Source organism: Rhizobium sp. G187 (assembly GCF_051549525.1).
Classification (GTDB): Bacteria; Pseudomonadota; Alphaproteobacteria; order Rhizobiales; family Rhizobiaceae; genus Allorhizobium.
The window spans coordinates 49,996-70,410 of record NZ_JBPUGM010000002.1 but is presented as its reverse complement, the minus strand read 5'-3'; the positions used below and the strand labels follow the sequence as shown (position 1 = coordinate 70,410).

The 20,415-nt window shown below is 59.8% G+C and carries 22 protein-coding genes; 1 reads left to right on the top strand and 21 read right to left on the bottom strand.

Features of this window, described 5'->3' with window-relative positions:
- Together ACSV9I_RS05190 and ACSV9I_RS05185 are read right to left on the bottom strand one after the other, a co-directional pair.
- The gene (locus ACSV9I_RS05190; protein ID WP_054160047.1) at positions 1-1,011 is read right to left on the bottom strand and encodes a carbohydrate ABC transporter permease; all 1,011 of its coding nucleotides are present in this window, start codon (positions 1,009-1,011) and stop codon (positions 1-3) included.
- A 117-nt stretch (positions 1,012-1,128) separates the two neighbouring features.
- Positions 1,129-2,487 (bottom strand): ABC transporter substrate-binding protein, encoded by a 1,359-nt coding sequence (locus tag ACSV9I_RS05185; protein WP_054160046.1) that lies wholly within the window; start codon positions 2,485-2,487, stop codon positions 1,129-1,131.
- A gap of 284 nt (positions 2,488-2,771) precedes the next feature.
- Here ACSV9I_RS05185 and ACSV9I_RS05180 point away from each other — a divergent pair, with 284 nt between their 5' ends.
- Positions 2,772-3,803 (top strand): LacI family DNA-binding transcriptional regulator, encoded by a 1,032-nt coding sequence (locus tag ACSV9I_RS05180; RefSeq protein ID WP_438327752.1) that lies wholly within the window; start codon positions 2,772-2,774, stop codon positions 3,801-3,803.
- Between the two features lie 24 nt (positions 3,804-3,827).
- Here ACSV9I_RS05180 and folD read toward each other — a convergent pair whose 3' ends face one another.
- The 19 genes from folD to motC all read right to left on the bottom strand — a co-directional run bounded on the left by folD (position 3,828) and on the right by motC (position 20,414).
- On the bottom strand, positions 3,828-4,724 hold the full coding sequence (folD, locus tag ACSV9I_RS05175) for a bifunctional methylenetetrahydrofolate dehydrogenase/methenyltetrahydrofolate cyclohydrolase FolD (RefSeq protein ID WP_438327751.1): 897 nt from the start codon (positions 4,722-4,724) through the stop codon (positions 3,828-3,830).
- Between the two features lie 120 nt (positions 4,725-4,844).
- Positions 4,845-5,681, bottom strand: a complete 837-nt coding sequence (locus ACSV9I_RS05170) for a WecB/TagA/CpsF family glycosyltransferase (RefSeq protein ID WP_438327749.1) — start codon at positions 5,679-5,681, stop codon at positions 4,845-4,847.
- Between the two features lie 139 nt (positions 5,682-5,820).
- Positions 5,821-6,351: a flagellar basal body-associated FliL family protein gene (locus ACSV9I_RS05165; protein WP_054159650.1), complete on the bottom strand. Its 531-nt coding sequence runs from the start codon at positions 6,349-6,351 to the stop codon at positions 5,821-5,823.
- Complete coding sequence (locus ACSV9I_RS05160; RefSeq protein WP_054159651.1) at positions 6,351-6,716, bottom strand: hypothetical protein; 366 nt, start codon at positions 6,714-6,716, stop codon at positions 6,351-6,353. The genes ACSV9I_RS05165 and ACSV9I_RS05160 overlap by 1 nt, the downstream gene beginning before the upstream one ends.
- A gap of 28 nt (positions 6,717-6,744) precedes the next feature.
- A complete protein-coding gene (locus ACSV9I_RS05155) occupies positions 6,745-7,308 on the bottom strand; it encodes a rod-binding protein (protein ID WP_054159652.1) in 564 nt (187 codons plus the stop codon).
- A gap of 29 nt (positions 7,309-7,337) precedes the next feature.
- Positions 7,338-7,751: a hypothetical protein gene (locus ACSV9I_RS05150; protein ID WP_438327748.1), complete on the bottom strand. Its 414-nt coding sequence runs from the start codon at positions 7,749-7,751 to the stop codon at positions 7,338-7,340.
- Positions 7,752-7,764: 13 nt separating this feature from the next.
- Positions 7,765-8,514: a flagellar biosynthetic protein FliR gene (gene fliR, locus ACSV9I_RS05145; RefSeq protein WP_438327747.1), complete on the bottom strand. Its 750-nt coding sequence runs from the start codon at positions 8,512-8,514 to the stop codon at positions 7,765-7,767.
- On the bottom strand, positions 8,511-10,598 hold the full coding sequence (flhA, locus tag ACSV9I_RS05140) for a flagellar biosynthesis protein FlhA (protein WP_054159655.1): 2,088 nt from the start codon (positions 10,596-10,598) through the stop codon (positions 8,511-8,513). The genes fliR and flhA overlap by 4 nt, the downstream gene beginning before the upstream one ends.
- A gap of 103 nt (positions 10,599-10,701) precedes the next feature.
- Positions 10,702-10,968 (bottom strand): flagellar biosynthesis protein FliQ, encoded by a 267-nt coding sequence (fliQ, locus tag ACSV9I_RS05135; RefSeq protein WP_054159656.1) that lies wholly within the window; start codon positions 10,966-10,968, stop codon positions 10,702-10,704.
- Positions 10,969-11,025: 57 nt separating this feature from the next.
- Positions 11,026-11,478, bottom strand: a complete 453-nt coding sequence (gene flgD, locus ACSV9I_RS05130; RefSeq protein WP_438327746.1) for a flagellar hook assembly protein FlgD — start codon at positions 11,476-11,478, stop codon at positions 11,026-11,028.
- Entirely contained in the window at positions 11,469-11,918 is a 450-nt protein-coding gene (flbT, locus tag ACSV9I_RS05125; RefSeq protein ID WP_054159658.1) for a flagellar biosynthesis repressor FlbT, read from the bottom strand. The genes flgD and flbT overlap by 10 nt, the downstream gene beginning before the upstream one ends.
- Entirely contained in the window at positions 11,915-12,262 is a 348-nt protein-coding gene (gene flaF / locus ACSV9I_RS05120; protein WP_054159659.1) for a flagellar biosynthesis regulator FlaF, read from the bottom strand. The genes flbT and flaF overlap by 4 nt, the downstream gene beginning before the upstream one ends.
- Before the next feature lie 36 nt (positions 12,263-12,298).
- On the bottom strand, positions 12,299-13,360 hold the full coding sequence (locus ACSV9I_RS05115; protein WP_054159660.1) for a flagellar hook-associated family protein: 1,062 nt from the start codon (positions 13,358-13,360) through the stop codon (positions 12,299-12,301).
- A 6-nt stretch (positions 13,361-13,366) separates the two neighbouring features.
- Positions 13,367-14,821: a flagellar hook-associated protein FlgK gene (gene flgK, locus ACSV9I_RS05110; RefSeq protein ID WP_438327745.1), complete on the bottom strand. Its 1,455-nt coding sequence runs from the start codon at positions 14,819-14,821 to the stop codon at positions 13,367-13,369.
- A gap of 21 nt (positions 14,822-14,842) precedes the next feature.
- Positions 14,843-16,048, bottom strand: a complete 1,206-nt coding sequence (locus ACSV9I_RS05105; RefSeq protein WP_054159662.1) for a flagellar hook protein FlgE — start codon at positions 16,046-16,048, stop codon at positions 14,843-14,845.
- 128 nt (positions 16,049-16,176) lie between these two features.
- A complete protein-coding gene (rem, locus tag ACSV9I_RS05100; RefSeq protein WP_054159663.1) occupies positions 16,177-16,848 on the bottom strand; it encodes a transcriptional activator Rem in 672 nt (223 codons plus the stop codon).
- Positions 16,849-17,126: 278 nt separating this feature from the next.
- Positions 17,127-17,720 (bottom strand): transglycosylase SLT domain-containing protein, encoded by a 594-nt coding sequence (locus ACSV9I_RS05095; protein ID WP_438327744.1) that lies wholly within the window; start codon positions 17,718-17,720, stop codon positions 17,127-17,129.
- Positions 17,644-19,047: a flagellar hook-length control protein FliK gene (locus ACSV9I_RS05090; protein ID WP_438327742.1), complete on the bottom strand. Its 1,404-nt coding sequence runs from the start codon at positions 19,045-19,047 to the stop codon at positions 17,644-17,646. The genes ACSV9I_RS05095 and ACSV9I_RS05090 overlap by 77 nt, the downstream gene beginning before the upstream one ends.
- Positions 19,044-20,414 (bottom strand): chemotaxis protein MotC, encoded by a 1,371-nt coding sequence (gene motC / locus ACSV9I_RS05085; protein ID WP_438327741.1) that lies wholly within the window; start codon positions 20,412-20,414, stop codon positions 19,044-19,046. The genes ACSV9I_RS05090 and motC overlap by 4 nt, the downstream gene beginning before the upstream one ends.
- Between the last annotated feature and the right edge of the window lies 1 nt (position 20,415).

The following is a 20,415-nucleotide window of genomic DNA, read 5'->3' as shown; positions in this document are numbered from 1 at the left end:
TCAGTGTCCTTCCATTTCCCGGCGGGCATTGCGGATGTTCCAGATCATGATCGGCACGACCATGAGCATGATGACGACGGCAATAGCGGCACCCTTGCCGAAATCGCCACCGCCGCGGAACATCCAGTCGAACATCAGGTTCGCCAGAACCTGGCTCTGCCACTGGCCGTTTGTCATGGCGAGAACGATGTCGAAGACCTTGAGGACGAGAATGGTGATGGTGGTCCAGACGACCGCGATCGTGGTCCAGATCTGCGGCACCTTGATCTTGATGAAGATCTGCCAGGGGTTGGCGCCATCGATGACAGCCGCCTCGATGGTTTCTTCCGGGATGCCGCGGAGTGCGGCCGACAGCAGCACCATGGCAAAGCCGGTCTGGATCCAGATCAGGATCACCATCAGAAAGAAGTTGTTCCAGAAGGGCAGCGAGATCCAGATCTGCGGCTCGCCACCGAATGCCATGACGATGGCGTTCAGGATGCCGATCTGCTCGGAGCCGGCATCGCGGTAGTCATAGACGAATTTCCAGATGACCGAGGCGCCGACGAAAGAGATCGCCATCGGCATGAAGATCAGCGATTTGGCAATATTGCCCCACCAGATGCGGTCGGTGAGCGCTGCGATGATCAGGCCGAAAAAGGTGGCGCCGGCCGGCACGACGATCAGCCACAGCATGTTGTTGTAGATCGACTGCCGGAATTCGGCATCGTTCAGCATCCAGCGGTAGTTGGCGAGGCCGACATAATTGAGCCCGCCGCGATCCATGAACGAATAGGCGATCGAGGAAAACAGCGGATAGACGAGATAGATCGTCAGCGAGATGAGAGCGGGACCGAGAAACAGCCAAGGCCGGATGAGTGCCGCGATCCGCATGTTGCGGGAGGCTTTCGCCGAATCCGCGATCCGGGCCGGAAAGATCCGGTCGAGCAGCAGGTTCGAACCGTAGAAATATCCGATCGCCACGGCGACGCCGACGATGATCGTCAGCAATGCAAAGACTAACTGTTCCAAAGGTGTCCCTCCCCGTCGATCGCTCCGGTAGCCCTGCGGCATCCGGAGCTTTTTATCGTCGACTGTCGGGCCGTCCCTCCCTGGATCGGCCCGACCTGTTTTTTGAGGCGAAGGGGCTTAGTTCAGCCCGTCCCATGCCTTCTGGATGTCGGCTGCAACATCCGCGGCAGGCTTGCCGCCGGAGTAGTCAACCATGCCGGTCCAGAACGCGCCAGCACCGATCTTGCCCGGCATCAGGTCAGAGCCGTCGAAGCGGAAGGTGGTGGCGTTGAGCAGGATGTCGCCCTGCTTCTTCAGCGGCGCATTGCCATAGGCTTCCTTGTTGGCACCCTTGAACGGGGTGAGGAAGCCGGACTGGGCCATCCAGACTTCATGCGCGATCGGGGTCTTCAGGAATTCGATGAAGGCGCGGGCAGCCGGGCTGTCCTTGGTGATCATGGCAAGCGTGCCGGCGCCGAGCACCGGATTGCCGAGATCAGCCTTGGAGGCATAGGGCGGCATATAGAAGAAATCAGCATCTTCACCGACAACCGTGCCTTCTGGGAAGAAGGACGGAATGAAGGAGGCCTGGTGGTGCAGGTAGCACTTCGGCGGTGCGCCGAAGAGACCCTTCGGGCTGTCGCGGAAGTCGGTGGAGGCCACAGCCTTGGAACCGCCATCAACGAACTTGTCGTTGCGGGCGAAGAAGCCGAATTCCTCGATCGCGGCTACCACGGCCGGATCGTTGAACTTCACTTCGTTGGTGACCCACTTGTCATAGACGTCGGCGGGCTGCGTGCGCAGCATCATGTCTTCGACCCAGTCGGTTGCCGGCCAGCCGGTCGCACCCCCAGAACCGAGACCAATGCACCACGGTGTGCCGCCGTCAGCCGCGATCTTTTCGGTGAGGGCCTTCAGCTCTTCCATAGTCTTCGGCACTTCATAGCCGGCGTCCTCGAAGTTCTCAGGCACGTACCAGACGAGCGACTTCACGTCGATCTTGTAAGGGAATGCATAGAGGGCGGGCGCGCCGTCCTTGCCCTTGTAGGTCGAGAGATCGACCCAGGACTGGCCGGCCGAATAGTTTTCGAGCAACCAGGCCTTGGTCTCGTCGCCGAGCGGCGTGACCTGGCCCTTGGAGGCGAGGTCGGCGATCAGGCCCGGCTGCGGCAGAATCGCGACATTCGGCGGGCTTCCAGCCTGCGTGTCGATAACGATCTGCTGCTCGTAGTTTTCCGAGGACGAATACTGGACATCGATGCCGGTCGCATCCTTGAAATAGGCCAGGATGCTTTCGAAGAGCACCTGGTCCTCACCACGCCAAGGTCCGAAGATCGTCAGCGTCTCCCCCTTCAGGGAGCTGTTGGCGGCCTTGAACGCTTCCAGGCTCGCCCAGTTGAACTTTGCATCCTCTCCCGGCTGAAACTTGAACTGTGCCGAAGCCGAGCCGGCAAACAGCGCTGCGGCAGCCACGGTCATCAGGAATATCTTCTTCATGTGATTAACCTCCCATCACATCGGACCGCCAAACGTCCGCTGGTTCATCGCTCGTCTTTCAAAGCGCTTTGGCTCCCAATTCATCACATCGGCGCGGATTGCGAGTCAAGTGCTTTCGTCACTCTGAACGAAATAGAAGCAGGCCGAATGCCAGCAAGATGCGGATGCTCATTTATCGTTCTAGAATTCGCTTGTTCTCGGGGTGGCGATTGCGGCATATTCAAAGCGCTTTGACACGCCGAAGGGAGGTTCGGCACCAAAGTTCGGGAAGAGGATGGCATAGCGTGAAGCTGAAAGAACTCTCGGCGCTGCTCGGTCTGTCGCAGACGACGATCAGCCGCGCGCTCAACGGCTATCCCGAGGTCAGCGAAGATACGCGCCGGCGGGTGCTGCAGGTCGCACAGGATACGGGTTACCGGCCCAATAGGGCAGCCCAACGGCTTGCAACCGGCAAGGCGGGCTCGATCGGTCTGATCATGCCGACCGCGCCTGAGCAAAGCTCCGACATGCATTTCGCCGAATTCCAGAGCGGATTGGCGGAGGCTGCCATTCGCCAGGACTTCCACTTTGTCATCATGCCGACCCACAGGCAGGACGAGGAACAGGCCATCCGCTGGCTGGTCGCAAGCGGCAGCGTCGACGGATACTATCTTGCCTATCTCCGGGAGGATGATCCGCGCATTCCGCTGGCCCAGTCACTCAACCTTCCCTTCATCGTGCACGGGCGGTCGATCGGCATTCCCGAGGACTATCCTTATCTCGACGTCGACAACGAGGATGCCTTCTACAGCGCGACGCGGCTACTGACCCAGCTCGGCCACAAGCGGATCGCGCTGCTGAACGGCCCGAGCGAGCTGGACTTTGCCCTCCGGCGCAAGCTCGGAACAGAAAGGGCGCTGAACGCGACAGGCCTCCAGCTCGACGCGCGCCACGTGCGACACAGTCTCATGGACGACGAGCAGGGCTATCGCGGCATGCGCGAGATCCTCACTGGCCCCGAGCGGCCGACAGCCGTGCTGTGTGCGAGCACGGTGCTGGCGCTGGGTGCCGTGCGGGCGATGAACGAACTGGGCTTAAAGCTCGGTCGCGACATGTCTTTGATCGCGCATGACGACGAGCTGCCACTGCTGAAACCGGAGAATTTTTCGATACCGCTCACGACAACACGCTCGTCACTGCGGGCGGCGGGAAAACGCGTCGGCGAGAGGTTGATCGCGATGATCAACGGCGTACAACCGCCGCTGCCGGAGCGCGAATTGTGGAAGGCAGAACTGGTCGTCCGGGCCTCGACCGGACCGGCGCCGCAAGATATCTGACCCGGCGGCGCTTACGGCCGCCGTTCAGAACCGCGGCGCGTCTTCGCCAGCGCGGCGATAGGCGGCAATGACGGTATTGGCCATCAGCATGGCGATGGTCATCGGACCCACACCGCCGGGAACCGGCGAGATGGCGCCGGCCACCGGCTGGCATTCGGGGAAGGCCACGTCGCCGACCAGCTTGAACTTGCCCTCGCCCTTCTCAGGGGCAGCCACGCGGTTGATGCCGACATCAATAACGGTCGCACCCGGCTTCAGCCAGTCGGCCTTGACCATTTCCGCACGGCCAACGGCGGCGACCACGATATCCGCCTGACGGGCAAGTGCCGGCAGGTCGCGGCTTTTCGAGTGGCCGATGGTGACGGTGGCATTGGCATTGAGCAGCAGCTGGCCCATCGGCTTGCCGAACAGGTTCGAGCGGCCGATGACGAGCGCGTTGAGGCCGGAGAGATCCGTGCCGTGGATCTGGCGGACCAGGATCATCGCGCCGGCCGGCGTGCAGGAGATAAGGCCGGTTTTCAGGTCGCCGGTTGCCAGCTTGCCGGCATTGACGATATGCAGGCCATCGACATCCTTTTCCGGCAGGATCGACTGGATCACGCTCTCGCTGTCGAGCGGCTTTGGCAGCGGCAATTGCACAAGGATGCCGTCAATCTCGGGATCTTCATTGAGGGTTGCGACGAGCGCCATCAGATCGGCCTGCGCGGTTTCGGCCGGCAGCGTATGCTGGATCGAGGTGAAGCCGCATTGCTTGGCCATGCGGCTCTTTGCGCCGACATAGGCATGGCTTGCCGGATCGTCACCGACGATCACCACGGCCAGGCCCGGCTTGCGGTGGCCACGTGCCTGAAGATCTGCCGCTGCTGAAGTTACCGCTTCGACCACGGATGCGGCCGCTGCCTTGCCATCGATTACCGTCACTGTGCTTGATCCCCGTCTCAGACTGCCGGCAAGCTAATCCCGCATAGCGCGCGGCATTTGCCTGTATCCGTCCCCTATGCGGTCAAAATGCGCTGTATTGCAAGCGGCTGCGTTGCGAAGTCATCGCGACGTCGCTTGCGCGCGGCCCTTGGCCCGGTGGCGCCAGATGTGGAAAAGGAAGACAGGGATCCCGACGACATAGCGCCGCCACAGCCGCGATGGCTCCAGCCACAAACGATAGAGCCATTCGAGACGCAGGCGCCGGAACCGGTTCGGCGCGCGCGGCACATGACCGGAGACGAAATCGAGGAGTGCGCCGACGCTCATGACAACGCGCGCATGGCTTGGCCCGAGATGACGGTCGACCCATTTTTCCTGCAAGGGAGTTCCCATGGCGACGAGAAGAAGATCGAGTTTCGCCGCCGATATACGCTCGACGATGACACCGGGCTCGGCACGATCGAAATAACCGTCGGAGATCTCAACGAAGCTGTGCCAGGGCGCATGGCGACGAAAATTGCGGGCCGCGTCTTCAAGGACGCTCGATGTCGCGCCGATCAAACCCACGCGCAGCGGTGTTTCGATATAGGTCAGGAGTGCGGGGACGAGATCGGTGCCGTTCAGATTGGCGGAAAATCGTGCCCCATGCAGAAGCCGTGCCGCAATATCGACACCGATGCCGTCTGCGAGCACGATGGATCGCTCCAAGACGTCGCGATAGGCGCTGTCGCGCACCATGATATTGGCATTGTTGGCATTGAGAAAGGCGATATGCCCGAAGGATGCGGCCTCTGTAAGGCGCATATCAAGGAAGTCGAGCCCCTCGGACCAGCTGAGGTCCAACACCGGAAGACCAAGGATCGGCAGGCTCGCAACCTCCGCAGCCATCATGCTTGCGGGGCGTTCCCCTTCCCGCGCAACCGCGCGGGCCCTGGCCTGTAAGGATGTGGAAGACATGGTGCAATCCCGATGCGAACTGAGGATCGCATCCTATCCGGAACTGCTGAAATTCAGGTAAAGGAAAGCCCTTTAATCGCAGGGGTCGGTCAACCTTGGTTAATCGACCCCCGACGGCAGTGTATGGTGCAACGCCCGCTCAGTGACCGGATGGGGCCTTTTCCTCAACCACTTTTTCTTCGGCGATCTTGGTGCGCTCCATCGGGCCCGGAGCGCCTTCGGCTGCGCGGCGTGCGGCGGCCTGCGACACATAGTCGATTTGCTCGATCAGAACCTTGTCGATGAATTCGCCGCCTAGCCGCGCATTCATTTCGGTCTTGATCTTTCCGCGAAAGGCCTCGAGGTCAAAATTCTCGACATTGTCGAGATCGACCATCTTCTCACCGGTCAGCATGGTGAAGAGCTGGTCCGTCATCAACTCTGTCAAAGGCAGCGGCTCACCCTTCATCTTCTCCTTGTCAATCATGAAGGAGATGCGGGTCAGGAAGTAACCGGTCACGCCACCCTTGGCCAGAACCGGCACTGTGATCGCTTCGCCGGGGACGAGTTCGAGCGGCTTTGCGGCCTCCTCGGTCGTCTCCTTCGGCGCGGTGGCCATATAGATCGACCCATAGACCGCGCCGAGCGTCACGATGCAGACCCACAGGCCAATGCCGAGCAGCTTCCCCATCAGAACTCGCTGAACGTGAATTGTTCCTGGGAATAGGTGCCGTCGCCGTCTGCTTCCTGCACTGCATTCTTGAGCAGATCAGCGACTGCGCGAACGGCGTTGAGATGCGCTTCGACGCGTCGGGCGTTGATCGCCAGCTTGCTCTTCAGTGCATGCAGTTGCTCGACATAGTTGACAGCAAATTCAGCCGGATCGGTATCGCGAAACAGCATGGTCAATTCGTAGAGGCAACGGCTCTTATGGGCATTCGACACCTTGAAATCGAACTCCGGATCCTTGCCGATACGCTCGTTTTCATTGTCGATGATGCGCTCAAGCCGGCTCAAGACCGTTTTGACGCGATATTCGCTTGAAACCACTTCCATGAATTATCACCCTAGTCTTTTTTTGAAATCAGGAATTCTGTTCTTCGCTGGCAAAGCCGAGCGTGCGCCGCTCAAGATCGGTTACCCAGCTCATGGCAATGTTGCGGTCGACCGGGTCTGTCGATGTGTTGACGGCCTCTTCGCCCATGCCGCGTTCACGCTTCAGGGCGTCGGCATACATCTGCTTGGCAATGCCGACACTGCCGGAATCGGCGAGCACGCCACCGATCTGCTCGGCCATCATGCTCTTCCACATCTCGCCTGCATTGCCCTTGCCGTATACTTCCTCGCTTTCGGCGGGCAGCATGGACTGGACAAAGTTGGTCAGATAGACGGCCTCGAAATCGCGGTACGCCTTTGGCGGCTTGCCGGGCGCTTCCGGTCTCTCGGCCAAGTTCTCGACCCTCGCCGCCGTCGTAGCGCGGTTGAGAATGTCGACCGTCGCGCCGAAGCCTGCGCCCTTTTCGGCAAGGCTCGTCGCGACGAAATTGGCGCGGTTTGTCTTCAACAGTTCCTGGGCTGCGGCAACTTGCGACGGGTCGGCGGCGCGCACAACATCCAGCACGAGATCGCTCGGAGGGGAAATGGCCACGGTAACATCCTCGATATTGGTTTGGGCGACTATCGCTCTTCAACCTTGCTGGAGGCTGGTGTCGCGTAGCGGATATCGAGAAGGTCGTAGATGGCGTCGTCCTCGCCCTTTCGGTCTTCGTGGGCGCGGGCCTCCTTCATGTTTTCCTCCAGCCTGTCGCCTTTGGCACGCTCGCGCATGACCTTCATTTCCTGAACATGCTGGAGGCTGTGCAACTGCTTGTCGGTTGCCGCCAAACGGTCGAAACGGTCGGCGTAGTTCTGTGCAAACATCCGGTGCAGAGGATCGAGCGAGCCGATCGCATTCATGACCGTGTCCATCGAGGCAGCGTTTTCCTCGATCCGGGTCCTCGTCAGCCGCACATCGCTTTCGGCCATGCGTTCCATGTGGCGCTGGACCGCAACAAGGCGCTTCAATTTATCGGATTTCTTTTGCGGACCCATGCATGCCCTCCGGTCAGAAGTCGAAGATCATCGGGAAGTAGCGCGCGAACTGCATGACCATGGCCGAGATCGAGAAGTAGAGCAGCACCAGTCCACCCATCAGCAGATAGGGCGTGGAGATGTAGAAGATCGGAATCTGCGGGGCGAGCTTGTTGACCAGACCAACGCCCACATTGAACATCAAGCCGAAGATCAGGAAGGGGCTGGCAAGCCGCAACATCAAGATGAAGGTGGCAGAGAGGGTGTCGGTCAGCGTGATCAGCATCTTCTGGGTATCGGGCATGTCGCCGATCGGCATGACCGAATAGGATTCGGCCAGTGCGCGAAAGACGACATGGTGAAAGTCGAGCATGAAGAGGATCAAGAGACCGGCAAAGCTGATCATGTTTGTCAGCGCCGTTTCGCTCGTGTCTTCCAGGACGTCACCCGAGCCAGGAGAACTGAGGCCGATGGCCATGGACATGGATGTCCCGGCAAATTGCAGGCCGAGAACAAAGAAGCGTGGAACGAGACCGTACATCATCCCGATCAGCACTTCCGCGACAATGACCGCAATCATGCTCGCGCCTGTGCCGGAAATCCGCGGATAGACCGTATCGAACAGAAGCGGCGTGAGCGAGATCGAGATGGCCACCGCGAGCAGCAGGCGGATATTCATCGAGATGCGCGCCGAGGAGAAGCCCGGCAGGGTCATGATACAGGCGCCGATCCGACAAAAGATCGCAAACAGCACCAGAACAGTCCCCTGCGGGTCGGCTATCATGAAATGGAACCCAGGATCTTGATCTCGATGCCCTTGGCGAGTTCGACATGCGACAGAACGGGCAAGGTGGCAAAGAGTCGTTCGATGATCATGCGCACATAGGACCGCGTTTCCGGCGACGTGACAAGTACGAAAGGCAACCCCTTATCCATGAATTCACGAACGACGCGGCTTGCCTGTTCGGAGAACTCCTCCAGGCTGCGCGGATCGATGTCGAATTCGACGATCTCGCCCTTGGCATCGCGCTTGAGCGCCTGGTGGAAGACGAGATCCCATTTGGAGCCGAGGCGCAGAACGCGCAACACGCCGTTGTCGGTCAGGTCGCCGCAAAGCTGCTGAGCCATGCGGACACGGACATGCTCGACGATCTGCTCGGTCTTGCGGACATGCGGGGCAAGTTCGGCCACGGCTTCGAGGATCAGATGCAGGTTGCGGATCGACACGCGCTCGGCGAGAAGCAGTTTCAACACCGCCTGCAGGCCTGAATAAGACATGTGCGACGAGCAAATTTCGTCGGCGAGCTTCTTGTATTCCGGGTCGAGGCGATCGATCAGGATCTTGACGTCCTTGTAGGACAAAAGTTGCGGCAGGTTGTTGCGGATGACCTCGCTCATGTGGGTCAAGACGACCGAGACGTTGTCGATCGGGTGGAAGCCCTCGCGCTTCAGTTCTTCCGTGAAGGTTTCCAGAACCGAGACGGCCGGCATGCCAAAGGCGGGTTCACGGATCTCGTCGCCCGGCACCTTGGGCTTGCGCCCTGCCCCGGTGACAACAAGAACTTCGCCGACGCGCAGATTGTTCGAGGCGACCGTCGTGCCGTGGATACGTATCTGATAGGATTTTTCCGGAATACCGATGTCGTCGGTGACCTTGATTTCAGGCACGACGAAACCGTACTGGCTGGCGAACTTCTTGCGCATTTTGCCGACGCGGAACGCCAGTTCCTGGTGGGCACCCAGAAGCCTTGTCGAAACCATCTTGCCAAGTGCAAGTTCGATTTCGGCGGTCTTGAGCACGGACTTGACGGAGTCCTTCTCGGCTTCCTTGCTCTGGATAACCTGCTTTTCCTCGTTCTCGCGCTTGAGCTTGTTTTCCGCCGCCAGCTGGCGCGGAATGAACCAGGCGCCAAAACCCATGATACCGCCAAGGGCTACAAAGGGGATGAACGGCAGGCCCGGTACGAGCGCCAGTGCTGCCATCAGCGATGCTGCGACCAGGAGCGCCCGGGGATAACCGCTCAGCTGATTGATGACGGCCTCGTCGGTGGAGCCCGGCGTGCCGCCGCGCGATACGAGCAGACCTGCGGCCAACGAGACGATGAGGGCCGGAACCTGGGAAACGATACCGTCGCCGACGGAGAGCTTGACGAAGACGTCAGCGGCTTCGCCCAGTTCCATGCCGTGGCGGAAGTAGCCGATGATGATACCGCCAACGACGTTGATCGCCGTGATGATCAGGCCAGCGATCGCGTCACCGCGGACGAATTTCGAGGCACCGTCCATGGCGCCGAAGAACGAGCTTTCCTGCTCCAGTTCCTTACGCCGATGCTGGGCTTCCTTCTCGTCGATGATGCCGGCCGACAAGTCGGCGTCGATCGACATCTGCTTGCCGGGAATGGCATCGAGTGTGAAGCGGGCGCCAACTTCAGCGATACGCGTCGCACCCTTGGTGATGACGATGAAGTTGACCGTGATCAGGATCATGAAAACGATCAAACCGATGACGAAGTCGCCGCCCATGACGAGGTTGGCGAAGCCTTCAATCACGCCGCCGGCCGCTCCATGTCCCTCATGGCCGTGGGACAGGATGACACGCGTGGTCGCGATGTTGAGCGACAGACGGATCATGGTCGCGATCAGAAGGATCGTCGGAAATGACGAGAAATCCAGTGGTCGCCGGATCCACAGTGAGACCATCAGGATCAGCACCGAAAAGGCGATCGAGAAGGCCAGTCCCATATCGATAAGGAAGGGTGGGATCGGCAGGAACAGGATGCAGAGGATGACGACGATGCCGAAGGCAAAGCCGATATCACGGCCCTGAGGGCTGACATTCGGAATTACGAGTGCAGGAGGTTGCGCCATGTCTTACCCGTCTCTTCATGAGAAGTCGGCCGGAATCACACTTTCCGGCAGTCTGCCCAAGACGTAGCGGCCCAAGCTTGCGCGAGGGTGTCAGACACGGGGCTCAGAAGCCCGATTGTATGCGCGAGAAGACGAGATTGGCGAAGAGCGAGATCTGCGCGCCGACAAAGGGGGCAGAGATCCCGATGGTGATCATGATGGCGAGGATCTTCGGAACGAAGGTCAGCGTCATTTCCTGAATCTGGGTGAGCGCCTGTATCAGTGCGATCACAACGCCGACCAGCATGCCGGCGGCAACCGCCGGGCCAGAGGCCACCACGATCGTCCAGATGGCGGCCTGCAGAATGTCGAGTGCATCTGCCTCGTTCATGAGACGGTTCTCCCGGAGTGGCGAATCATGCCCTCCACTCCGGAAGGCCTAGCATTTTTACGAGTCGGTCGTCTCGGTGGTCGTGGTGGTCGCCGGTACGGTTCCGACACGAACGCCGACGACGATCGGGATTTCCTTACCGTCCGTGGTGGTTGCCACCATCGTATCGGAATAGACGCGAACCGAGGCGACAACACCGGTTGTCTTCTCATCGGCGCTGGTGATCGTCTTGCCGATGTAGTTGCTGGCATTCGTCAGCGCATTGCCGGTGATCAACGTTTCCAGGTTCGAATTCATCTGAATGGACTGTTCGACCTGCGAGAAGGTCGCCAGCTGCGAGATCTGCTCGCTGGCATCCATCGGGTTCGTCGGATCCTGGTTCTGCATCTGCGCGATCAGCAGCTTGAGAAAGCTGTCATAGTCAACCGAGGCGCTGGCTGCGGCGGAGGCCGACGAGCTGGTCGTGGTCGTCGTTGTGCTGGTCGCGGAGGTAACTGCGTCTACCGCCATGGTGCAATCTCCTTGCGGATCTGTTCGATCGTCGCCGGCGTCATTTCCTGATTGTTCAGGATCTGATCCTCGATCGGATAAAGCGAGCGAATGGCCTTCAGGGCGTCAAAGGCGCGACCGGACGAAACCATTCCGTCGATGCGCTTCAGTTCGGCGAGGATTTCCTCGTTCTCGAAGCAGGACAGGAGCATGATGACCGACTTGCGGAACATCACGAGCGACTGATCCTTGCCTTCCGGATTGATCAGCATCATCTGCGCGATGAAATACAGCTGACGCAGCGGCGTGGTGGCCTGTTCCGGCTGCAGAACATGGTTCTCGAGCAGGAACGTGACATCATTCATGAATTCGAGAGCAACCTTGCGGTCGACGCGAAGAACCGCCCCGTTGATAAAGATACGTTCACCCGACTTGAGGGAGATGCGCAAAGTGCTCTTCATTTAAGTCCATCCCTGATGATGGTTGTCACGTCGATGATGCCCTGGAAATTGGTGGATTGGCGCTTCCGGATGCGGTCGCATTCCTTCAGGATCCAGATGGCTATGGAAATCAGATTGGCCCGAACAGCTTCATCAAGCTGGTTCTCGGGGTTCTGCAGGTCTTCAACAAGGCGGATCCAGACCCGGCGGGTATAGTAGATCGCCTCGATGGCTTCGCGAGAATAGCTGGTCGTGTCGCGGGCCGCGCCGAGAAGCTGGATACAACGGTCGAGGGCTTGTCGTTCGCGATCTTTCGCGTCGGCAACGCCATCCTCCATGATTTCGGCGTATGAGAACTGGTACATTCAGTTGCCCTTCAGTTTCATTTCACCCTTTGCTCATCAAAGGTAGTTTACAAGGGACAGCGCCTGGATCTTCGCGGTCAGAGTGTAGGAAGCTTCCACCATGGAAAGCAGAGAGTTAACGCGAGTCGAGGCTTCGTACGCATCCACTTCAATCTTGCTTGAAAGGCTCGTATCGATGATGTCGATCTGGACCTTGAGCGAGGCATCCGCCTTCTCGATCCGGTTTTCCGACAAGCCAAGTTGCGAGCGCGTCGAGTTGATCCCCGTAATCGCACGGCCGGTGAAGTCGATCGCGGCATTGATCGCGACGGTCACGGCACTGGCCGGGGCACCGATGGTCATCAATTCCTGCGTCACGACGGCTGCCAGTGCGAAGTTACGGAAGCCGCTGGCGTTGGCCGAGGCGGATGTCGAGACCGTCTCGGACTGGGTGATGCGGCTGGTCATCACCTGATCGGTTGCGCTCGACCAGTCTGTGGTCCAGTCCGTGCCGGAATACATCGGCTCGAGGACGCTGGTGATGAAATCCTCCATGCTCGGCACGCCCGTCGCGGCGATCGTCGCCGTGCCGACCGTGTCCGTCGGCGGAAAGCCGAAATAGGCGGTAAAGGATGCATCGAAGGCTGTCTTGGCGGCAGAAGTCGCGTTGTATTCGGCAAGCGGCTGGACGTCGGTGTTGATTCCGGCAAAGAGAAATTCGCCGTTTGCCGACTGGTTTGCCATGCTGATCATGGTCGACAGCGAGTTCTTGACGGTCATGACGGTCGTCTCGACCGTATCCGTGTTTGACGAGCCGGAGATGGTGATCAGCGCGTTGTTCATGTCCTCGGCCGCCGAAGCGATCTGGGTCAGAGCCTCCTGCGAGGCCGACAGTCGCTGCGTCGCGATCGAATTGTTGCTGACCATCGAGGACAGCCGAAGGCTTTCCCGGTTGAGATCGACAACCGTGGACGTCTTGCTGCCGAGTTCCGCGCCGATGTCGTAGAAGTGCCCGGTGCTGACCTCTTCCTGTGCCTTCAGCAGCTCGGTCTGCGCCTGACGGATGGTCAGTCGCATGGAGGTCTGGATCGAGAGATTGGATACGCTGGACGTCGACATTAGGGATTACCCCGCCATTTCAAGAACAGCCGCCAACATCTCGTCCACCGTCGAAACGAGTTTTGCTGCAGCCTTGTATGACTGCTCTACATCGAGCAGCAGCGACAGTTCCTCATCGAGGCTGACAGCCGTCTTGGAGGAATAGGTCTGGAAGGTTCGCTCGTAGAGAGCGGCCTTGTTCTCTTCCGCCGCTGTCGCGTTTGAGCGCAGTTCTTCGAGCCAGCCGATCGAGTTGCTGGCGAAGGACAGGAGGCTGGACGTGGTCTTCAGATCGGCATCGGCGGAAAAGGCGCGGTCAGCCGAAAGCTGGTCGACATAGGCGTTGATCAGTTCGGTATAGCCGGAGGATCCGGCTGTGTTCTTGACATAGGCCGCGCCGTTGATCCCACCGTCGCGGATCAGGGTCGGATCGCCGCCGGCATCAGACCGGACTGCATCATTGACCTTGATCAGGGCTGCAAGACCAGGCTGAACGGTACCGGTCGTCGGAACGGTACCCGTCGGCCAGGTGAAAAGGCCCGGAAGCGGATTGAGGCCGCTAGCATCAGTTTCCTGGAAAGCTTCAATCAGACCGCGGGCAACTTCGTCCAACTGGTTCTGGAAGGTCGGGGCCACGACATCGCGCAGCTGCACAAGCGCTGCAAGCGAGCCTTCACCGTCAGTGTTGCCACCGACGCCGGCTTTGACTGCCGTGCCATCGATGAAAATCGAATTGCCGGTGACCGTCGCGTCATAGGTATAAGTGCGCACGAAGGAGACTTCGCGCGGATCGGTTTCGAACAGGGTCGTGCCATCAGACGTGTAGAGGACCATGTCGCTGTTGGTGCGCATGTTGACGCTCACACCGACGATGTCCGAAATTTCCTTGAGCAGGGTGTCCCGGCGATCAAGATAATCGCTGGCATCGCCCCCCGTCGCCGTCATCCGCACCACGGTGTCATTGACCGTCTTGAACTCTGCGAGCAGCTTGTTCAGCGACTGGACTTGCTCGTAGATCTGAGCATCGGATTCCGCGCGCAACGCCTGGGTCGACTTCGTTGCATCGTTTAGCGAATTGGCGACGTCGATGGCGTCGGTTACCACCGTGGAGGCAAGAGCTGACTCCCCTGGGGCTGCGGCAAAGGACTGCAGGCTGCTCTGCAGGTTGGCCATGAAAGTGGAGGTCGACAGCTCGTAGTCGTTGCCGCCGAGCGCGTCCGACAGGCTGGTCAGCCCGTCGAGCAGATTGGTCTGGGCGCTCTGCTGCGACGTGGACGAGGAGAGCTGTCGCAGCAGAGCCATCTGCTGCGAACGCTCGTTCTGCGTGGTCGATGCACCGTAGATCGTCTGGACCACCACCGACTGGCGACGGACATAGTTCTCGTTGCCGTCGTTGGCGATGTTCGTCGAGACCACCGCAGTCTGCTGCGATGTGTTCCGGAAGATCGAATTGGCCGTATTGAGCGACGATGCAAGCGACATAGGACTAACCTACTCTTTCAATTATCTCTTCAGGTTGACCAGGGTTTCCATCAATTCGGAACCGGTCTGAAATACCTTGGAGTTTGCCGTGTAGTTACGCTGCGATTCGATCATGGCCGTCAGCTCTTCAGCCACGTCGACGTTCGAATCTTCGAGAGCGCCGGAGATGATGGAGCCGAAGCCGCTGGACCCGGCATAACCCATGACGATGACGCCCGAAGAGTTCGACTGGGTGTAGAGGTTGCCGGCAACCGGGTTCAGTTCGTCCGGGCTCTGCACGCTGGCGAGTGCCACGCGGAACTTCGGTACCAGATCGCCATTTTCATAGGCGATAGAGACGATACCCGCTTCGTCGATCTCGTAACCCTTGACCTTCGACGCAGCATTGCCGTCGACTTCACCTTCTTCCACGGAGAAGTCGGAGGCCAGCTGCGTGGTATTACCGATCTCCAGCGAAATTCCAGGAACTGTTGCGCCATCAATCGTGAAGGAGGTAAGGCCGAGCGTTCCAGAAGCCGGCGTCGTCAGTTTGCCGTCCGTGTCGAAGACCAGCGGTGTGGAAGCGAGAACGGTGGCAGGCGTACCGGGACCGGTCGCCGTAACCGTCCAGTTGTTCGCGGCGGTCTTCGTGTAGGTGAACTCGATCAGGCGGCTCGAACCCTGGCTATCGAAGACCTTGAGCGACGTCGTCTGAACGAAACCGACGGCCTCGCCATTCGGCAGGTTGACGTTGAGCGTGCCTTCGGTCGAAGCAACAGCAGAAATGCCGGAGCCCGACAGGTCGACTGCTTCCAGGCCGTCGAAGCCGTTGACGACGATGGTCGGGTCGGCAGCCGAATCATATTCGTAGCCCATCAGGGTGTAGCCGGCGGTGTTCTTCAGCGTGCCGTCATCCTGCAGCACGAAAGAACCGGCGCGGGTGAGGTAAGGCGTGCCGTCGGTCCCGCTGACGACAAAGAAGCCGTCGCCGTTGATGGCGAGATCGGTCTCCGATGTCGTGTAGCTGAACGTCCCCTGGCTGGAGATCGAGTAGCGGATGTCGGTCTCGACGCCGCCCGAATTGTAGGCGCCGTTGGTGGTCGGCAGAATCATCGAGGAAAACTGGACGGAGGCCTTCTTGTAGCCGACCGTGCTGGAATTCGCGATGTTGTCTGCAACGGTGCCCAGGCGGTTTGCCTGTGCATTCATGCCCGAGACACCTGTTCGCATCGTTCCGTAAAGGCTCATATCAAATCCTCGTTTCCGTAATTAAGGGGAGAGTATTCAGTGGGCCTTGCGTGAAGCTGTCTGACAAAAACGGCCCCGTCCGAACTGATCGGAGGGGCCGGTTTTCGGGGCCCGCATTGCAGGCAGCTTCAGCTCCAGTCGATGCAGTAGCCAAGGAAGCGCTTGGAATCGACCGGGTCGTAGCCGAGCTTCTTGCGCAGCTTCTTGCGCAGTTTGGAGATGTGGCTTTCGACGACGTTCTCTTCGACTTCTTCGTCGAAGATTCCGTAGATCGCATTGAAGATCTGGGTCTTGGAAACGCGACGACCGCGGTTGGCGACCAAATATTCCAGGATGCGGCGCTCACGGCGCGGCAAGGGGAAGACGTCGCCGGAGATCTCGGGATCGCGGCCGTCTGAGAACACCTTGATCGGACCGATTTCGGTGAAGTTGGTGATCGCACGCAGTCTGCGCCGGATGGCGGCAGCCCGTGCCAGAATTTCCCGGGGATGAACCGGCTTGCGCACGACGTCATCGACGCCGCAATCGAAGAGCGCCAGCGTCGCCTCGAGCGACGGCTGATCGCTGACCGCGATCACTGGTGCCTGCGTCCGGTCACGGATCTGACGGGGCAGTTCGAGCAACATGTCGCCCTGCCCGAGTACAAAAGCCTCAACCGCCGCAATGTCGGAATCCGCCGCCGTGCTGACCCAATCCCCGAATTCTCGAGGGTCGAATCCTGTCGAGGGAATTCCCTCGCGTCCAAATAGAGAAGTATAGCCGTCCTTAACGAGCTCGCGCTCATCAACCACTACGATCATTCGTCCGCCTCCGAATCAGTGTGGTGTTTCGATAGCTATGGGTACGAATCGGGGGATTCACGAACAACTGGCGAAAATTAACCATGGATTTTAATAATTGATTAACCATTGGGGTCCGATTTGATCTATATGTAGTAGATAAAGGACCAATGCATCACTATTTTTCAGTGGAAAAGTTAACGCAAGCTTCGCGCAAGCTATTGGTCTGGTCGCCAGATCACAGTCTCGCCGCATTTTGCAAATCGCCATAATTGTGGCTGTCAATCAACTTTTGATTGTCATTCACCGCAAAATTGTCGCGCCGGCGGTGTCCATTTACCGTAACCTGTCGCCACCAGATTGGCGATGACGCGACAGACATAGCGCTTCTGCGCGGGGTCATTGTTGGGGCCAGCGTGATATCGTGCGACGGCCATGGTCCAGGTTTCATGGCGTCGATGGAGATTGTTGAGGAAGCTCGCCGCATATTCGACGTTCTTGCGCGGGTCGAACATGGCCTCCACGGAGGTGAAATGCTCCCCGTGGAAGTGCTGGTTGATCTGCATGCAGCCGACATCGATCAGCTTCGCGCCGGATGATCGCGCTGTCTCGAAGCCCTCCAATGCGGCGTCCAGATTGTCGAAGTAATAGGCCTTGCCTTCGACATTGATCGCATAGGGCTGAAGGCTGCCCTTGCGACCCGTCTCCGTCAAACCCACCGAATAGAGGATGCCGGCCGGAATGCCGTATCGTGCCGCCGCATTGGTGATTGCGCGCTCACAGGAACCGACATTGGCCAGCGCCGGAGCGCCCAGGTCAGATGTAAAGCTGACCAGAAGACTGACTGCCAGCACCGGAAGCCTGTGCCGTAAGCTCCTGAGCGCTGCGATCATCGGCCGTCCTCGTCATGTTTCCTGCCGCTTCCCGGCGTTCCTGATTGCCTGCCTGGCTGCCTGATTGCTGTGCCTGCTGGCCAAGCTGCTGGCCGGACGTGCTGCTCTGCCCGGCGGTGTCAGCGCTCTTGTCGGTCGGCGCCAGTTGCAGGGTGACCTGCACCTGATCGACAGTCAGGCCCTGCGCCTTCAGCGCTTTCAGCATGTCCGACTGATCAGACTGGAGCTGGCGCAAGGCGGCGTGGTTGTCGACTGTGAGTTGGACGCTCAGTTCGTCACCGACGAGCTTCAGGGTCGCTGTGACGCTGCCAAGCTCAATAGGGGTCATCTGGAGCTTCAGCGTGTGGACTACCTTGCCCTGACTGGTTTGCGTGGCCGCATTGGCCAGCTCCGATCCGGGCTGCATGGCATTGACCCATTCGCTGTCACCGAGCATGGCGGCCGTGACCGCTGCGCCATTGGACGTCGACGCCGGCGCAATGAAGCGGCGCGCATCCATGACAGTGACGGTCTCGACCTTCGTCGGCTCCGTCTGCTCAGCCTGGCTCGCGGCCGTTTCGCTGCGCATCGTCAATGCCTGGCCCTTGCCATCGGCACGGACGAAGCGGAAAGTCCGATCTCCATCCGATCCGCCACCTTCAGTGCCAGTGTCAGTCGATCCGCCGGAGATGCGAGCTTCGGAGTCTGCACGTGCCATGGAAAGTTCGGCCTTAGCGTCAACCGCCGTTTTGCGGCCGTCCGCCGTATCGGCCTGCACCGCTTCCGAAACCGCCTCACCCACTGCCGAGGACAGAAGTTGCAGAACATCGCCGATGCCATCTGTCTTTGCTTCGACGACGACAGTTTCGGCGGTCTCGACATCGGTACCGTCGCCTTCACCGATTCCTTCGAGTGCGCTTTCCAGATCGGACTTGGCCGAGGCATCCGCCTTATCGGCTTTTTCACCCTTGCCGGCGCGGACTGCCGTCTCGCCCTTCTGCGCCTTGCCGTCAGCGGCTTTCACCACCAAACCGGCGAAATGGTCTGCGACCTTTTCCTGAGCCGTCTGCGCGGCCTGCTGAAGCTGGCCGGATATCTCGATGATCGGCTTCTTGCCCGTTGCCTGCCGGGTTTCGCCGGGAATTTCGCCGCCCTCGGCGCCATCCTCTGCATCGACCTGGTCATCGGTGGCCTTTTGCTCCCTGCTGTCGTTGCGGCCAGCGCTGGACATGACCTTGGAGAAGCCGTCTTCCCCCTGACCATCTGCACGTCCTGCTGTTCCGGAGCGCGATAGGGCGGCATCCGGGCTGGTCGTGCGCGGGGCTACGAGTGCATCCATCATGGTCATGGGCCTTCCTCCTCCAGGAGATCGTCTATCGCGCCAAGTTTGGAGCGTCCTGCTTCCAGAAATGTTGCCAGTTGCGGATCGATTGCGGGGGCTTCCGCCTGTTCGGCAGAAGCTTTGGCTGCGGTCTGCGGCGCCTCGGCAGACGGGGTCGTGGCCGCGCCATCTGCAGCTTGCTTCTCGGCTGTCGGAGCGCTGTCCGGTGCTGCAACCGGTGCGAACGGATCCTGCAATTCGGGATCAGCCGCAGCTGCGGCGGTCGCGGCCGCGTCTTGTGCTGCGGGCTCAGCGCCAGGCGCACCGTCCGGCGGGCTTTGTGGTGCTTCCGGCTTGCGCAGCACTTCCTTGGCGATGGTCTCGGCCGCCTGGCGCAAAGCCTTGTCGCGCGGAGTGAGCGCCGCCTCGGGAATTGCCGTCAGCGCTGCAATCGCATCACCGACACCTTCGGTTGGCACCTTGACCAGCGTGCCGTAAAGCTTGGCCATCGCATCATCGCCTGCCGCATCTCCGGCCAATTTACCGGCCTGTTCGGATGCAAGCAGCGCTAAATCCTTCTGGCCGTCAATGGCGGCACGCCGCGCCATGCGCAGATAGACTTCACGGCGGCGGTCGACATCCATATAGGACAGGGTCGCCTCGATATCCGCCGGCTGAACGGCGCCGACATTTGCCACAACCAGTTCGACGAACAGATCGGCGAACTGGCTCGCATAGGGCGAATAAAGAAAGCGGCGGGCATAGCGGTTCGCATATCCCTTGGCCTTGTCGACCATGTGCGCTTCCACGGCGACCGACAAGGATCGGCGCAAGGCGGCTTCCTCGACGATTGTGCCGGGAGCACTGAGGCGCGCCCAGTCGTAGTGTTTCAACGCTGCTGCCGGATCGAGTGCGATCGTGACATTGCCAGCGACAAGCGCCAGATAGGGCGCGATATCGGTATCCTTGTATTCAACGAGAATCTCGCCAAGCGTCTTTGAGATCAGCGTGCCCTTGCCGCTCAGATATTTGCGCAGGGCATCGGCGACGCGATTGTCGAAGTGGCCGTCAACGTCTCGGGCAACAAGGAATTCGAGCGTCTGCGGATTGCCGCCGCTCATCGCATAGATCAGGGCCGCATCGACATTGCGGGGATCGGCGAAGATGGCCGGATCCGCCTCGCGCAGACGCTGGTCGATGGTGCCGAGCATGAAGCGCTGCATGTCTGCAGCCGAATGGTCGCCCCGCACAACGCTATCCTGCACGAATTGCAAGGATCGCAACATGCGGTAGGGTTCGATATGCTCTGCTCCCTGCGCCATGGCCGGCAAGCTGCCCAAAAGGGCAGCCGCACAACCAGCCAAAGCAATGAGGGAGAAGCGCCGCAGAACCATG

Excerpts from the sequence above, each read along its gene's own strand:
- ACSV9I_RS05185 (WP_054160046.1), bottom strand. The coding sequence starts at position 2,487 with ATGAAGAAGATATTCCTGATGACCGTGGCTGCCGCAGCGCTGTTTGCC.
- ACSV9I_RS05170 (WP_438327749.1), bottom strand. The coding sequence starts at position 5,681 with ATGTCTTCCACATCCTTACAGGCCAGGGCCCGCGCGGTTGCGCGGGAA.
- ACSV9I_RS05165 (WP_054159650.1), bottom strand. The coding sequence starts at position 6,351 with ATGGGGAAGCTGCTCGGCATTGGCCTGTGGGTCTGCATCGTGACGCTC.
- ACSV9I_RS05160 (WP_054159651.1), bottom strand. The coding sequence starts at position 6,716 with ATGGAAGTGGTTTCAAGCGAATATCGCGTCAAAACGGTCTTGAGCCGG.
- ACSV9I_RS05150 (WP_438327748.1), bottom strand. The coding sequence starts at position 7,751 with ATGGGTCCGCAAAAGAAATCCGATAAATTGAAGCGCCTTGTTGCGGTC.
- fliR (WP_438327747.1), bottom strand. The coding sequence starts at position 8,514 with ATGATAGCCGACCCGCAGGGGACTGTTCTGGTGCTGTTTGCGATCTTT.
- flhA (WP_054159655.1), bottom strand. The coding sequence starts at position 10,598 with ATGGCGCAACCTCCTGCACTCGTAATTCCGAATGTCAGCCCTCAGGGC.
- fliQ (WP_054159656.1), bottom strand. The coding sequence starts at position 10,968 with ATGAACGAGGCAGATGCACTCGACATTCTGCAGGCCGCCATCTGGACG.
- flgD (WP_438327746.1), bottom strand. The coding sequence starts at position 11,478 with ATGGCGGTAGACGCAGTTACCTCCGCGACCAGCACAACGACGACCACG.
- flbT (WP_054159658.1), bottom strand. The coding sequence starts at position 11,918 with ATGAAGAGCACTTTGCGCATCTCCCTCAAGTCGGGTGAACGTATCTTT.
- flaF (WP_054159659.1), bottom strand. The coding sequence starts at position 12,262 with ATGTACCAGTTCTCATACGCCGAAATCATGGAGGATGGCGTTGCCGAC.
- ACSV9I_RS05115 (WP_054159660.1), bottom strand. The coding sequence starts at position 13,360 with ATGTCGACGTCCAGCGTATCCAATCTCTCGATCCAGACCTCCATGCGA.
- flgK (WP_438327745.1), bottom strand. The coding sequence starts at position 14,821 with ATGTCGCTTGCATCGTCGCTCAATACGGCCAATTCGATCTTCCGGAAC.
- ACSV9I_RS05105 (WP_054159662.1), bottom strand. The coding sequence starts at position 16,048 with ATGAGCCTTTACGGAACGATGCGAACAGGTGTCTCGGGCATGAATGCA.
- rem (WP_054159663.1), bottom strand. The coding sequence starts at position 16,848 with ATGATCGTAGTGGTTGATGAGCGCGAGCTCGTTAAGGACGGCTATACT.
- ACSV9I_RS05095 (WP_438327744.1), bottom strand. The coding sequence starts at position 17,720 with ATGATCGCAGCGCTCAGGAGCTTACGGCACAGGCTTCCGGTGCTGGCA.
- ACSV9I_RS05090 (WP_438327742.1), bottom strand. The coding sequence starts at position 19,047 with ATGACCATGATGGATGCACTCGTAGCCCCGCGCACGACCAGCCCGGAT.
- motC (WP_438327741.1), bottom strand. The coding sequence starts at position 20,414 with ATGGTTCTGCGGCGCTTCTCCCTCATTGCTTTGGCTGGTTGTGCGGCT.